We start from the raw sequence: 14,049 nt of genomic DNA, 5'->3' as shown, positions 1-14,049 counted from the left end.
CCGTGAATCACGCGAACTTGGTGAAGTGATGCGAGAACGTCGGAACGGTCACCGTTTCAGCTATCCGCTTCGTTCTCCACGCATGACGGTATCAAAGATCAGTCTAGAAAAGAAGCCGGTTGAATAAGGCCGTTGCGCGAGGCCTTACAATCGCAAACGGCCTATCGATTGGCCATTCCTCGCTCTCGGCTTCGGGCTCGGTCGGGATGGCGAAGACACCCTCTTAACAGCGCGAGGCCCAGGGCCGAACCCACAGCGACGGGCTTCGCGCTAGTCATCGGACACCCTCCCCAGTTCGTCCACCACGGCGGGGACCGGTGCCCGCCCGCGCCTCCGTGCCACCCGGGCGCGGATGACCACGTAGAAGACCGGTGTCATGAACAGGCCGAATAAGGTCACCCCGAGCATGCCGGAGAACACGGTGACACCCATGATGCGGCGCACCTCGGCCCCGGCGCCGTGAGAGAACACCAGCGGGACGACGCCGGCGATGAAGGCCACCGAGGTCATCACGATCGGCCGCAGCCGCAGCCGGCTCGCCTCGATCGCCGCGGCGACGATGCCGCGGCCTTCGCCCTCGAGCTCGCGCGCGAACTCGACGATGAGGATGGCGTTCTTGCAGGCGAGCCCCATCAGCACCACCAGCCCGATCTGGACGAAGATGTTGTTGTCGCCTCCCGTCAGCCACACGCCGAACAGCGCCGAGAGCAGACACATGGGCACGATCAGGATGACCGCCAACGGCAGCGTCCAGCTCTCGTAGAGCGCGGCGAGTACCAAAAATACCAATAACACGCACAGCGGAAACACGACTTTATTGGCATTGCCTTCGTGGATCTGCTGATAGCTCAGGTCGGTCCAGTCGTAACTCGTTCCGGCGGGCAGCACCCGAGGTGCCAGGGAGGCAATGGCGGCAATGGCTTCGTTCGAGGACATGATCCTGGGATCGGCCTCGCCGATGAGGTCCGCGGCGGGGTAGCCATTGTAACGGATCACGGGGTCCGGCCCATAGGTCTGACGGACCGTCACGATGCTGCCGATCGGCACCATCTCTCCGGCTTGGTTGCGGGCGCGCAGCGTGAGGACGTCCTCGGGCTGGTCGCGGAACTGGGCGTCAGCCTGAGCGTAGACCTGATAGGTGCGGCCGAAGCGGTTGAAGTCGTTCACGTAGGTGGAACCGAGGTAAATCTGCAGCGTTTCGAACACCTCGCTCAAGGGCACGCCATGTCGCTTCGCCTTGGTGCGGTCGACGTCGGCCGTCAGTTGCGGCACGTTGGCCTGATAAGAGCTGATGGGAAACCCCATCCCCGGTACTTCCGAAAGAGCGCCCGCCAGTCCCTGGACCGCATGCTGCAATTCACCGTAGCCCAGGCCCGCACGGTCCTGGACGTAGAGCGAAAAGCCGGACCCGGTGCCGATGCCGAGTATCGGTGGCGGCATGATCGCGAACGCGAACGCCTCCTGGATCGAGGAAAATTTGCCCATCAGCTCGCCGACAATCTCTGGCGCCGGCCGCTGGCGCTCGTCGAACCCGTGCAGGCCGAAGAAGATCGTGCCGGTATTTGGCGTGTTGCTGAACTGCAGGGCATTGAGCCCCGGAAACGCCACGGCATCGCGGACCCCTTCGGTGGACAGGGCCATCTCGCTCATGGTGCGCACCACCGCTTCGGTACGATCGAGCGAGGCACCTTCCGGCAGCTTGACGCCGCCTATCAGATACAGCTTGTCCTGGGTCGGGATGAAGCCCCCCGGCACCGCCTGGAAGCTCAGCCAGGTCAGGCCGATGAGACCGCCGTAGAGCACCAGGATTCGGCCGCTTCGGCGTAGGATCCTGACCACGGCGCCGGAGTATGCCTCGGCGCTGCGCTGGAAGCCGCGGTTGAAGGGTCGAAACAGCCAGCCGAACAGCGTGTCTAGCACGCGCGTCACCGGATCGGGTGTCGCGCCGTGCCGCTTGAGCAGCGTTGCCGCCAGCGCCGGTGACAATGTCAGCGAATTCACCGCCGAGATCACGGTGGAGATGGCGATGGCCACGGCAAACTGGCGGTAGAACTGGCCGGTCACGCCGGACAGGAAGGCCATGGGCACGAAGACCGCCGTCAGGACCAGCGCGATGGCGATGATGGGGCCGCTGACTTCGCGCATGGCCTGATGGGCCGCCGCTCGCGGCGCCAGTCCGTTGGCGATGTTGCGCTCCACGTTCTCGACCACGACGATGGCGTCGTCCACCACGATGCCGATGGCGAGCACCAAGGCGAACAGCGTGAGCGTGTTGATGGAAAAGCCCAGCAACAGCAACACCGCGAAGGTGCTGACGATGGAGACGGGTACCGCGAGCAGCGGGATGATCGAGGCTCGCCAGGTCTGCAGGAACAGGATGACCACCGCGACCACCAGGAGCACGGCCTCGAACAGCGTCTTCACGACCGCCTCGATCGAATCGCGAACGAACACCGTCGGGTCGTAGACCACGTCCCACTTCACCCCCTCGGGGAAGAAGCGTTCCAGTTCGCGCATCTTGGCGCGCACGCTGTCGGAGAGCTCGATCGCGTTCGAGCCGGGGGCCTGGAAAATCGCGACCGCCACCGCCTGCCGATTGTTGAGCAGCGAACGCAGCGCGTATTCGGAGGCGCCGAGCTCGATCCGCGCCACGTCGCGCAGGCGGGTGATCTCGCCGCCGGCGCCGGTCTTGACCACGATGTCGCCGAACTGCTCCTCGGTGACCAGCCGCCCCTGCGCGTTGATCGACAGCGTGAAATCACTGACGCGCGGCTGCGGAGGGCCGCCTATCGTTCCCGCCGAGACCTGGACGTTTTGTTCGCGGATGGCCCGGACCACGTCGCCCGCCGCCATGCCGCGCGCGGCGACCTTGTCCGGATCGAGCCAGATGCGCATCGAATAGTCGCCGCCGCCGAACACCATCGCCTGGCCCACGCCCGGCAGGCGCGCGAGTTCGTCCTTGACGTGCAGGGTGGCATAGTTGCGCAGGTACAGGGTGTCGTACTTCTGGTTCGGCGAGAGCAGATGCACCACCATGGTCAGATTGGGCGACTGCTTCTCGGTGGTGACGCCGAGCCGGCGCACATCCTCCGGGAGCCGCGGCAGGGCCTGGTTGACGCGGTTCTGGACCTGTACCTGAGCGAGGTCGACGTCAGTACCCGGCCTGAAGGTGACGGTCAGGTACATCACGCCGTCGGAGCCCGCCACCGACTTCATGTACATCATGTGTTCCACCCCGTTCATGGCTTCCTCGAGAGGGGTGGCGACAGTCTCGGCGATGACCTTGGGGTTGGCGCCGGGATAAACCGCGCGCACCTGCACCGAAGGCGGCACCACATCGGGGTATTCGGCCACCGGAAGCAACGGGATCGCGATCACTCCGACGACGAACAGGAGGATCGACAAGACTGCCGCGAAAATTGGGCGGTCGATGAAGAAGGCGGAAAAGTCCCTCATGCGCTCGGCTCCCGGGTCCGGTGTGCCGAGGTCTGCTCATTACCGGCGTTCAGCTTGGAATCAGCCGGATGCGGCGGGGGATCGCCCATCTTGATGAACTGCGGGCTGACCGGCATGCCCGGGAAGAAGATCTTTTGGACTCCGTGTACGACCACCGCGTCGTCGGCGCCCAAGCCCTCGGTGACGATGCGGAGGCCATCGAACATCCGCCCGAGCTTGACGTCGCGACGCTGCGCCCGGTTGTCGGCATCGAGCACATAGACGTACTTGCGGTCCTGGTCGGTAAGGACCGCCTTGTCGTCCAACAGCACGGCCGGGAACTTGCCGCTGCTCGGAAGTTTCACGCGCGCGAACAGCCCCGGCGTCAACATCCCATCCGGGTTGTCGACCACGGCGCGGGCGCGGATGGTGCCGACGGTGGGATCGAATCGATTGTCCAGAAAATCCAGGCGCCCTTCGTGCGGGAAGCCCTCTTCATCGGCCAGCCCCACGAACACGGGGTTCACCGCCTCCTGCAAGGTGCCCCGCTCGCCGGTTCGCCTCCTGGCGCCCTGGCGCAGATAGGCCTGCTCATCGACCTCGAAATAGACGTAAATGGGGTCCAACGAAACGATGGTGGTCAAGAGGGTTGCCGTCCCGGTTCCGTCGTTCACCAGATTGCCCTCGGTGACGAGTTCCCGGCTGATGCGTCCGCTGATCGGGGCGCGCACTTCGGTGAATTCCAGGTTGAGCTTGGCCTCGTCGACGGCGGACTGCGCCGATTGGACGGCGGCGACCGCCTCGCGCAGGTTCTTGTCGCGGGTGTCGAGCTCCTCCTCGGAGATCACGCGCTTCTCGAACAGCCGCTGCGCCCGCGCCAGATCGTTTTTCGCCAGGTCGCGCCGGGCCTGGGCGCGCGCCAGCTCTCCATGCGCCCGTCCGAGCGCGGCCTTATAAGGTCGGGGATCGATGACGAACAGCAGGTCGCCCTTCTTGACCAGGGATCCGTCCTTAAAATTGACCTTTTCCAGATATCCACCCACGCGAGCCCGCACCTCTACGGTCTCCACGGCGTCCAGCCGTCCGGTGTACTCTTCCCATTCCACGACTTCCCGTTGAATCGGCCGGCTTACCGCAACCGCCGGGGGCGGCGGTCCTGCCGGCTCTGCCGTCGGTTGGCCGCAGCCGGCGAGCAGGCTCAGGAGGAGACCGAGCCAGCTTGCCTGAACTATCCAGTACCTTTTGTTGATCACGTTCTTGCTACCGTTTACCTTGCACTATTCCCCGGAGCGCATCGCCAGCACGCCAGGGTTTTACCGGAACTTTCCACACGCTGGCCGGTAGGTGTCCGGTACCTTCCGAAAGCCGATGGCGAGCCGGTTCCACCCGTTGATGGCGATGGTCGCCAGCGTGAGCTTGACCAGCTCTTCGTCCGTGAATTGCGCGCGTGCCTGTTCGAAGACCTCGTCCGGGGCGTGTCCTTCGCTGATTTGGGTGATCGCTTCGCACCAGGCGAGTCCGGCCCGTTCCCGATCGGTATAGAACGGCGCCTCGCGCCAGACGCTGAGCGCGTAGAGCCGCTGCTCGGTGTCGCCCAGAGCCCTCGCCTCCCTGGTGTGAAGGTCTATGCAGTAGGCACAGCCGTTGATCTGAGAGGCTCGGATCTTGACGAGCTCCAGCAGGGATCGCTCGAGACCGCATTCGTCCGCGTACTTTTGTAGCGCGCACATCGCCTCCATGGCGTCCGGCGCCGCTTTGGCATAGTCCAAACGTCTTTTCGTCATGGCCTTCTCGTGGTGGGTTAACCTCTGGGACTGGACTCTCTTTTTATCAACTTTCGTACCAGCCCCGACCGGTTCATTCGAACTTTTATGGATCAAACGTTTACCTTGAGCTTGCGGTACCGAAGCGAATTTATCGCAGCAAGCCGCGGGACAGAGGCGGCGATATCTCGCCCCGAGGCGACATATCGCCGCTCATCGGGCTGGTCTCCTTCCGAACTAAACGCCGCATGTCCCGGTTGTCTAGGCAAAATGGGGCGACCCGGGCGTTGCCAGCCGTGTTTAATTCAACCTCATGCCCAGAAACGAAGGATAGCCAGTGGCGAGAGCCGTCAACCAACCCGCGATAAGAAGCGCGCCGACAAAGACAGCGGTGCCGACTCCGGATCGGTAAAGAATTCTCACCAAAGCGTTCGAGACCGTGGGACGAAACTTCCAAGCAGCCAACGAACTTGCGGCGATACTAAAACCGATGCTTGTGGCCGCGGTTAGTGAATCCACACACCAAGGACAATGGGGGATTGGCGTGTTGACTATGGCGTTACAAACAAAGAAAAAGTTGACCCAAGGCCAATCACAGCCGCATGAGAACCAGAGGCCGCATAAAGGCGTTACCAAAACAATAGCCGTGCCCCAACTGGCGGCAATCGCCGGCGCCCTCAAAGGATTCATGTCGACCTTTCTTACCCGACGAGAAGGCGTCGGACCGTAGTTTGGCTTTTGCTCCATGCCAAGAGCATTCGTTTAGAGCTTGATGATGAGCGGATCTTCAGGAGTATCGGCCAGTTGCTCTTCCCACTCCACCAATTTTTGTGAACCTTTACATAGTTGACCGGGCCTACTTCGGCCTGAAGCCGAAAGGATACGGCCAGCATCCACACCAAAAGCGCTTTCATTCGTCGATCGCCGAGAATTGGAAATGGTGTTCAGAGTAGAACTTTCCGGCAGAGCAAAGCGTGCAGGGCTCGCATGGAGAACCCGTTTTACCAAACTCCGGATCGTTTGCTCCTGAAACGGTCGATTACCGAAACGGCTGATATGGCTGATAGTAATAGGGGTAAGCGTAGCCAGTCCCTCGCCACTCGCGAGGCCCAAACCGATAGGGCGGGACGTAGACATCAGGGAGCTCCCAACGTTGGGGCCACACATGGACTTGGCCGCAATCGATCACCGGGTAGCGGACCGCCGGATAAATGTAGTGGAATCGACCCAACGGCCTAATTTCCGCGTCTTGGACCGCCTGCTCCTGGATCTCCCCGGCCACGGTAATCAGACGGCCCGGAAAGTAGTCCGCTGAGTTCAGAGAGCCAAGGCACCGGACCAGAAATCGGCTTTGAGAGGCGTTGAACTTTTCCTTGGGACGGTCACTGGAATCCAGAGGCTTTTGCCAAACCTCGATTTCTGTCACTGACGGCAGAACGCGGGCAGCAGCCACCTTACCGCCCAAGATTACCGTCTGTCCTCTGAACGACTCCGGATCGGCGCTGATCTCTGCAAAGGACGGCTGATTTGTAGCCGCCTGCCGCCAGGACTCGGCTATCGGACTCGCTGCGCAACCACCCAAGAGCGGAAGAATCCATAACCACCCGCGCAACCGGTGCATCCTGCAATACCCGGTACCCCACGAACCAGACATCCCTCGCCTGGCCGGAAAGATCGAATGAATATCCATAGCGGCGACTCACAGGCCAAATTCCTTACTGGCTTAGATCTCCTGGCCGGACTTCCGGTTCATGCCCAGCCCAAGAGTGGGCTTATGAAGAGGACTAACATTTTCCGTGCTACGGCCTGCTTCAAGGCGCTGCCAGTCCGATCTCGGAGGGATTTGCCGCCCTCAGAAGGGCATCTTTCAGGCCAGCAAGGCAAAGGATGAACCGCCACTATAGGGTGGCTTATATCTACCTCGACTTTCCGAAACATAGACCACGATGTCTAGAGCGTATTCATCTCGCTCGTACGGCAAAACAGGCTCGGCGGACGTCGTTGGCGCCTTCGGCTCGGGTGAACCGATTCAAGCATTCGTCGGCAATCCCTTGCCGGCGAAGACGCTCGGCTGGAGTGTGGCGTCGGGAAAGGATTCCCGACCTACGGGGGCACGGTCGTAGGTCGGCAATCCCTTGCCGACGAAGACGCTTGGCCGGGGCATGGCGTCGGGAAGGGGGGCTTCGGCGCTCCAATCGCAAACGGCCTGGCCGGGAGCGCCGGCCAGCCCCTTCCCGAAGACGCCGTTTGCGATTGGAAGGGGCCGATTAAAGGCCCGTTTGCGATTGGAAGGGTCATTCGGGTGCTCCCCGGATGACCGTTTGCGATTGGGAGGGATTCCCGACCTACTCGCCAGTGCCCGTACAGTCGGTATGAAAATGCTCCAAAGCCCACTCCCGCGACCACATACATTTCCGAGAAAGCTCTGGGCTCAGCCAACCCAATCCTTCTATCTTTGGCCTCATCGTCCGAACACCCGTCGCAAGCGCCGGTCAATATCCGTAAGCGTAGGCTTATCGCCGGCGAAATAATTCAGCAGGAGCAGCCATGAGCACATCGGACGTCGTCGTGATCACCGGAGCCTCGGCAGGCGTGGGGTGTGCCACTGCGGTGGAGTTCGCCCGACGCGGCGCACGGGTCGCCGTGCTGTCGCGCGGCGCGGACGGATTGGAAGGTGCTACGCGGGATATCCGGCAGGCCGGAGGCACGGCGCTCGTCATTCCTGCCGACGTGTCCGATCCCGATCAGGTCGAGCAGGCCGCCGGTCGGGTCGAGCGGGAATTGGGGCCGATCGACATCTGGATCAACTGCGCCATGGCAACGGTATTCTCGCCGGTGAGCGCCATGACGCCCGCGGAATTCAAGCGGGTGACCGAGGTCACCTATCTCGGCTACGTCTACGGCACGATGGCGGCGCTCAAGCGGATGCGGCAAAGAAACCGCGGAACCATCGTGCAGGTGGGCTCCGCCCTCGCCTATCGCGCCATTCCGCTGCAATCGGCCTATTGCGGGGCCAAGTTCGCCATCCGCGGCTTCACCGACGCGCTCCGTTCCGAGCTGATCCACGACCGCTCCGAGATCCGGCTGACGATGGTGCAGATCGCCGCGTTCAACACACCGCAGTTCGATTGGGCGCGCATACACATCAACCGGAATCCCCAGCCGGTTCCGCCGATCTTTCAGCCGGAAGTGGCGGCGCGCGGCATCGTTCACGCCGCTTATCACCCGCGCCGCGAATTCTGGATCGGCTGGCCGACGGTGAAAACCATTCTCGGCAACAAGCTCGTCCCCGGCTTCCTGGACCGCTATCTCGCCGACAAGGCTTACGAGGGCCAGCTCGGCCCGGAACCCTTGCCGTCGAACCGCCCCGACAACCTGTTCGACCCGGTGCCCGGCGATCATGGTGCCCACGGCCGGTTCGACAACCGGGCCAGGCCGTGGAGCTGGCTGCTCTGGGCGAACATGCACCGGGGCTGGCTCGCGGCCGGCGCAGCCCTCGTAGCCGGCTTGGCTGTTTGGGGCTGGCCCAGTCAACCCGAGCGCCGGATTCAAACCAAGCGCTCCCGCCTCATCGCCGGTCGTCCCGGAACTCCACCAAATCCCCGCGCACGGTGATCTTCGGCAGCGAAAACAGGATGAAATAGGGGCTCGTCTGATCGTACACCAGGTTCACGAAAACCTGCGCCGTGCCGTTCGAGACTCCGGCCTTTTCGTACAGGCGCGTGATCGCTTCGGCATAATCCGGGCTCTTGAAGGTCAGAAGGCCGAGCAGCCTGAAACCGGTGCTGCTGCCGATGACATCCGCTTTTAAGAGGCGGAAATTGGGTTGCGACAACGTGACCTGCGTGACGGTCGTAATCTGCGCACCCCCGGCGGCCGAAGGCGCGGCCAAAGGAAATCCGGTCGCAACGGGCGGGACGGGACAGCCGGTGAGCAAGAATAAAAACGGGATCAACAGCAGAAACCGCATGAGTACTCTCATCCCTCCGAATAAGCCGTGGTGGTCAGCAGCGCGAGTTCGGCCTGGCGCGAGTCCAGCCGGGTGTGCTGCACGACGATGGGTACATCCGATTCGATGATGCTGGCATAGTCGGTATCCACGGGGATGGGCTCGGGATCTTCCAGATCGTTGAAACGCAGGTGCAGCGTGCGCCGAGCCGGCACGGTCAGCCGATACGGTCCGGCCGGTTCGCGGTCGCTGAAAAAGATGGTGATGGCCACGTGGGCGTCCGTGTCGCCTGCATTGAGCATGCAGACGGTTTCGTGACTCTCGAGCGCCCGGCCCTCGCCGACGCTCGTCGGCGGGATATAGCCTTCGGCGATGGCCCAGAGTTTTTTGCCGATGGAAGTCGCCATAGTGCTTGCCTCATGTCTGAACCGGCAACTGTCGAAGCGCCATTTCCAAGATACTGACCGCGAGGCGCCGGCGCACCGTGGCCAGGCTCAATCCGTCTCCGGCAAAACCGTCGCTTTCATTTCCTTCGCGGCGGATTTGACGATGCCCCAGGCATCCACGTCTCCGCCGAACAGTGCCGAAAGATAAGCCTTGGCCTGCTCGAAGGTGATGTGCGGCGGCAGCGGCGGCACGTTGGGATCGGTGTACGCTTCCAAGAGCACCGGCCGGTCGGCGGCGAAAGCCCGCTCCCAGGCCGGGGCGATGTCCTCCGGCTTGTCCACCTTGAGCCCCATGAAGCCCAGCGATTCGGCGTATCTGGCATAGGGGAAATCGGGCACATCTTGCGACGCTTCGTACTTGGGATCGCCCGCCAAGGCCCGTTGCTCCCAGGTCACCTGGTTGAGGTCGCGGTTATTGAGCACCAGCACGATGAAACGCGGATCGCGCCATTCCTTCCAGTACTTTTCGACCGTCACCAATTCGGCGTTACCGTTCATCTGCATGGCCCCGTCGCCCACCAAAGCGATCACGGCCCGGTCGGGGTAGGCGAACTTGGCGGCGATGGCGTAGGGCACGCCGCAGCCCATGGTGGCGAGCCCGCCCGAGAGCGAGGCCATCATGCCGCGGCGGATTTTCACGTCGCGGGCGTACCAGTTGGTGCCGGAGCCGGAGTCGGCGGAAATGATGCAGTTGTCGGGAAGGCGCGGCGACAGTTCCCAGAAGACCCGCTGCGGATTGATGGGATCGGCAGCGTTCATGGCGCGGGATTCCAGCACTTGCCACCACTCCCGGATTTCCCGCTCGATGAAATCTCGCCAGCTGCGATCGGTCTTCCGTTGCAGCAGCGGGATCAAGGCCCGGAGCGTCTCCGCGCTGTCGCCCACCAGGTTAACTTCCATGGGATAGCGCATGCTCAGCATCCGCCCGTCGAGATCGATCTGAACGCCGCGGGCCTGGCCTTCCTTGGGCAGAAACTCGGTATAAGGAAAGCGCGAACCGATCATCAGGAGGGTATCGCAGTTCAGCATCATCTCGTAGCTGGGCCGGGTACCCAAGAGTCCGATGGAACCCGTGACGAAAGGCAGGTCGTCCGGCAGCGCCGCCTTGCCCAAGAGCGCCTTGGCGACGCCGGCCCCGAGAATCTCCGCCGTTTCGGTGACTTCGTCGGTCGCATGCAGGGCGCCCGCGCCCACCAGCATCGCGACACGCTGGCCCTGGTTCAGCACGTCCGCCGCCTTTTGCAGATCCTCCTCTTTGGGCACCACCCGCGGCGCGGCATAGCCGACCCCGGACAGAATATGGCCGTGTTTCCGGGGCGGCGTGGTGACCGCGTCCAGTTCCTGTACGTCGTTGGGAACAACGATGCAGGTGACGGTCCGTTCGCACACGGCGATGCGCACCGCCCGATCCACCAAGTGCCGAACCTGGTCCGGGCTCGATGCCATGTGGACGTACTCGTGGGCCACATCCTTGAACAGCGTCACCAGGTCCACTTCCTGTTGATAATCCCCGCCCAGGGCGCCGCGCGCCTGTTGCCCGATGATCGCCAGCACCGGCTGGTGGTCCAGCTTGGCATCATAAAGTCCGTTCAGCAGATGAATCGCGCCGGGCCCCGAGGTCGCGAGGCACACGCCCACCTGCCCGGTGAACTTGGCGTGGGCGCAGGCCATGAAAGCGGTCATCTCCTCGTGGCGCGCCTGGATGAATTGAAACCGGTCCCCGGCCCTGCCGAGCGCGCCGAGAATGCCGTTGATGCCGTCCCCCGGATATCCGTAAATGCGCCGGATACCCCAAGCGGAAAGCCGATCCAGCAGAAAATCGCTCGCCGTGTACGCCATGAGTCGCCTCCTTTCCCAGGTCCTCTGCCGGCCACGCCCGCGACGGCCGATCATCGAGACCGGCACGCGGACGATCATGCTTTCGAGTTATTAACCCGGCCTATAAATATAGGCCGGGTTAATCCGGGGCAGGGATACCCCGGCGCGGCGACAAGCCGCGTGAGCCCAGGCCGGGCGTGTCCCGGCCTGGGCGGCGGCCCGAAATACCAGGAGGGTATTTACGGGCCTGATTAATAGGACCGGTGGCACGAGCGAAAATTGCGCGAGGGCGCCAAAAGCCGTAAAGCGGCGCGATTCTCAAAAGAAGGAGGCACTCAGAAAAAACGATCCTTCTGCCCTCAGGTTCGAGAGAACTTGGAGCCTATCTGAGTTGGTCCCCAAATCCTTCGACAGGCTCGGGACAGGCCCTTCGACAGGCCGGGGCGAACGGCCTACTGAAATAGGCTCCTAAACTCGGCTCGAAAATTGACAGATATCAAGGCGATTATTGCGGTCAAAACATTATCAGCCGACGATATCGAAAACCCGTCATGGACAAGACCAGGTTAACCATCGCATTCGTCTTGCCGTACCTTACAGCATTGCTGCTTTATCCCGAGCCGACGGATTTTCCGCTCCAGACGCCCAAAGCTCCGTTGAGCCGTCACGGCGGGAATCCGCGCGATCGGCCGATACCGTATCGCATCGCCGACCGCCCGAGCCCGCAAGTGGACCGGGAGATCGCCGCGCTCTTCGCACCGACACGGCACCCGCCCTTGATCGCCGATCGACCGCCGGAACTCGACCTGTACAGACAGAGCCGGACATCGAAGCCCAAGATCGAATCAAAGCACGCGGCAAAGCCCAAAAGCCCCGTCATCATCCAAATCGATCAGACCCACCAACGCCTGTCGGTGCATGTTGGCGGCGAGGCCGTCGAGGGGCTCGAATCGGTACTAGTTTCGACCGGACTTCCGGGCAAAGCCACCAAAACTCCGGACGGCACCTATTCCCCGCGTGCCTTGGCGGTGCGCCGCCCATCCTATTTCGCGACCAGACTCTTGAACCGGCCGGTATACCTGACCCATGCGATTCAAATCGTGGACGGCATCTTCATGCACGATGCCTCGGACGGGGCCATGGCACATCTCGGCAAAAAGCGCTCCCATGGCTGCGTACGGGTCGATCGCCGGCAGATGCCGAAGATCTTTCGCCTCGTGAAACGGCACCGGACGAACACCCGGATTCAGATCTTTCATTCATCCATAAAGGACGCGATCCGGGGCGATCCTTCCATCGCCGCACGTTCGGAGATCGAAGACACGCGCTGAACCGGAAACCGCCTCGCGACCTTTCCGCTCCCTTCTCGGTCAAAACAAAAAGTGCAACCGTGCTTTCTCGACTGATCGAGGCTTCATCGATTCCGATCCGGAAAAAGCCGGCTTTACCACGCGCAAAGGAGGGCGCAATGACTCACCCCATCAAATCGCTTACGCTCCTGACCGCTGTCGCTGCGGCTCTTACCCCAGGTATCTGGAACATTGCCACTGCCGACCCTTTAGACCGTCCCTTTCTGGCCAGTACCGGTACGGTCATCGACGATACCGTCATCACCACCAAGATCAAGGCGGCCTATGTACGAGACCCGGTGGTCGGTGCTCTCGATATTCATGTCGACACGATCAAGGGCGTCGTCTATCTCAGCGGATTGGCCAATAGCGAGGCGGAAAAGGAAAAAGCCGCCACGCTTGCCAAGACCGTCGAAGGTGTCGTGGAGGTCAAGAACAATATCCAGGTGAAGCCCGCCGCGACCGGCGAGTGAAGCCTGCCGGGGCGGCTCGACCTAGATTCCGCCTCTGCGTGGCCGATTCACCCGTCTGAGGATGAATGATCTCTTATCGGTACTTGCAGTGGCGGTCTTACCCGCCGCCGGAAACATCGTCGGCAGCCTTTTGGCGGAGAGCCTTCGCGCGCCGCCATGGATCATCGGCGCCGCGTTGCACGGCGCGGCCGGTGTGGCGATCGCGGTGGTCAGCATAGACCTCATGCCCCGAATTCTGCCCGTGATCCCGACGTGGCTATTGATTTCGATGTTTCTCGGAGGATCAGTTTTTTCGGCAGCACTTGCTCGCGCGTTTCGGTATTGGACGGGCTCCCGGTCAGGACGGTCCGGCGCTTGGATGGTTTATCTGGCCGTGGCGGTCGACCTTCTCACGGACGGCCTGATGGTTGGCGCGGGTTCGGCCGTTTCCGGCGGCCTCGGATTACTGCTCGGATTAAGCCAGGTGATTGCGAATATTCCCGGCGGGTTTGCAGCGATCGGCAACTTTCGAAACCGTCAGGTGCCGCGAAAACGGCGGCTCGGCATCTCGGGCTCGTTCATTCTTCCGCCGATTTTCGGCGCGGCGATCGGCTATCTGCTGCTACGCGACGCGAGCACCCAGGTCGAGCATGCGGCACTCGCGTTTCTGGTTGGCGTGCTGTTACTGGCGACTGTGGAAGACATGCTGCCCCAGGCCGATGAGCCGGGCGTCGCCCGATGGATTTCGACCCCGTCCTTCGCCGGAGGATTCGCCCTGTTCGCCGCCTTGTCCGCCTATGTCGATTGATCCCAAGCCTCGAATCAGCGTTCGCAGGC

11 protein-coding genes are annotated in these 14,049 nt (G+C 62.3%); 4 read left to right on the top strand and 7 right to left on the bottom strand.

Going from position 1 to position 14,049, the window contains the following annotated elements; translation table 11 throughout:
- Window positions 1–270: 270 nt before the first annotated feature.
- From B2A78_RS11785 to B2A78_RS11765, 4 genes are all read right to left on the bottom strand, one after another.
- Complete coding sequence (locus B2A78_RS11785) at window positions 271–3,456, bottom strand: multidrug efflux RND transporter permease subunit (protein WP_077730185.1); 3,186 nt, start codon at window positions 3,454–3,456, stop codon at window positions 271–273.
- Window positions 3,453–4,688: an efflux RND transporter periplasmic adaptor subunit gene (locus B2A78_RS11780; RefSeq protein ID WP_077730184.1), complete on the bottom strand. Its 1,236-nt coding sequence runs from the start codon at window positions 4,686–4,688 to the stop codon at window positions 3,453–3,455. Before B2A78_RS11780 ends, B2A78_RS11785 begins: the two co-directional genes overlap by 4 nt.
- A gap of 60 nt (window positions 4,689–4,748) precedes the next feature.
- Entirely contained in the window at window positions 4,749–5,219 is a 471-nt protein-coding gene (locus B2A78_RS11775) for a carboxymuconolactone decarboxylase family protein (protein ID WP_077730183.1), read from the bottom strand.
- A 1,018-nt stretch (window positions 5,220–6,237) separates the two neighbouring features.
- Entirely contained in the window at window positions 6,238–6,852 is a 615-nt protein-coding gene (locus tag B2A78_RS11765) for a Slp family lipoprotein (RefSeq protein WP_168175401.1), read from the bottom strand.
- A gap of 893 nt (window positions 6,853–7,745) precedes the next feature.
- Between B2A78_RS11765 and B2A78_RS11760 the strand changes: the two genes are divergently transcribed.
- The gene (locus B2A78_RS11760) at window positions 7,746–8,813 is read left to right on the top strand and encodes an SDR family oxidoreductase (RefSeq protein WP_077730180.1); all 1,068 of its coding nucleotides are present in this window, start codon (window positions 7,746–7,748) and stop codon (window positions 8,811–8,813) included.
- On the opposite strand, the gene B2A78_RS11755 is transcribed toward B2A78_RS11760, so the two are convergent.
- The 3 genes from B2A78_RS11755 to B2A78_RS11745 all read right to left on the bottom strand — a co-directional run bounded on the left by B2A78_RS11755 (window position 8,767) and on the right by B2A78_RS11745 (window position 11,432).
- Window positions 8,767–9,180 carry a DUF6567 family protein gene (locus B2A78_RS11755; protein ID WP_139841171.1) on the bottom strand — a complete coding sequence of 138 codons (414 nt, stop codon included), beginning with the start codon at window positions 9,178–9,180 and terminating at the stop codon, window positions 8,767–8,769. The genes B2A78_RS11760 and B2A78_RS11755 overlap by 47 nt on opposite strands.
- Complete coding sequence (locus tag B2A78_RS11750) at window positions 9,177–9,554, bottom strand: sensory rhodopsin transducer (protein WP_077730178.1); 378 nt, start codon at window positions 9,552–9,554, stop codon at window positions 9,177–9,179. The genes B2A78_RS11755 and B2A78_RS11750 overlap by 4 nt, the downstream gene beginning before the upstream one ends.
- Window positions 9,555–9,641: 87 nt before the next feature.
- Window positions 9,642–11,432, bottom strand: coding sequence for a thiamine pyrophosphate-requiring protein (locus B2A78_RS11745; protein ID WP_077730177.1), 1,791 nt, complete (start codon window positions 11,430–11,432; stop codon window positions 9,642–9,644).
- Window positions 11,433–11,962: 530 nt separating this feature from the next.
- On the opposite strand from B2A78_RS11745, the gene B2A78_RS11740 reads away from it, so the two are divergent.
- The 3 genes from B2A78_RS11740 (at window position 11,963) to B2A78_RS11730 (ending at window position 14,020) form a co-directional block, all read left to right on the top strand.
- Entirely contained in the window at window positions 11,963–12,742 is a 780-nt protein-coding gene (locus B2A78_RS11740) for a L,D-transpeptidase (protein ID WP_077730176.1), read from the top strand.
- A 137-nt stretch (window positions 12,743–12,879) separates the two neighbouring features.
- Window positions 12,880–13,233 carry a BON domain-containing protein gene (locus B2A78_RS11735; RefSeq protein ID WP_077730175.1) on the top strand — a complete coding sequence of 118 codons (354 nt, stop codon included), beginning with the start codon at window positions 12,880–12,882 and terminating at the stop codon, window positions 13,231–13,233.
- A gap of 61 nt (window positions 13,234–13,294) precedes the next feature.
- Window positions 13,295–14,020, top strand: coding sequence for a hypothetical protein (locus tag B2A78_RS11730; RefSeq protein WP_077730174.1), 726 nt, complete (start codon window positions 13,295–13,297; stop codon window positions 14,018–14,020).
- The last annotated feature ends 29 nt before the right edge of the window (window positions 14,021–14,049 follow it).

The organism is Methylocaldum sp. 14B, from assembly GCF_002005105.1.
Lineage (GTDB): Bacteria > Pseudomonadota > Gammaproteobacteria > Methylococcales > Methylococcaceae > Methylocaldum.
This window is presented reverse-complemented; position numbering and strand designations above follow the sequence as displayed.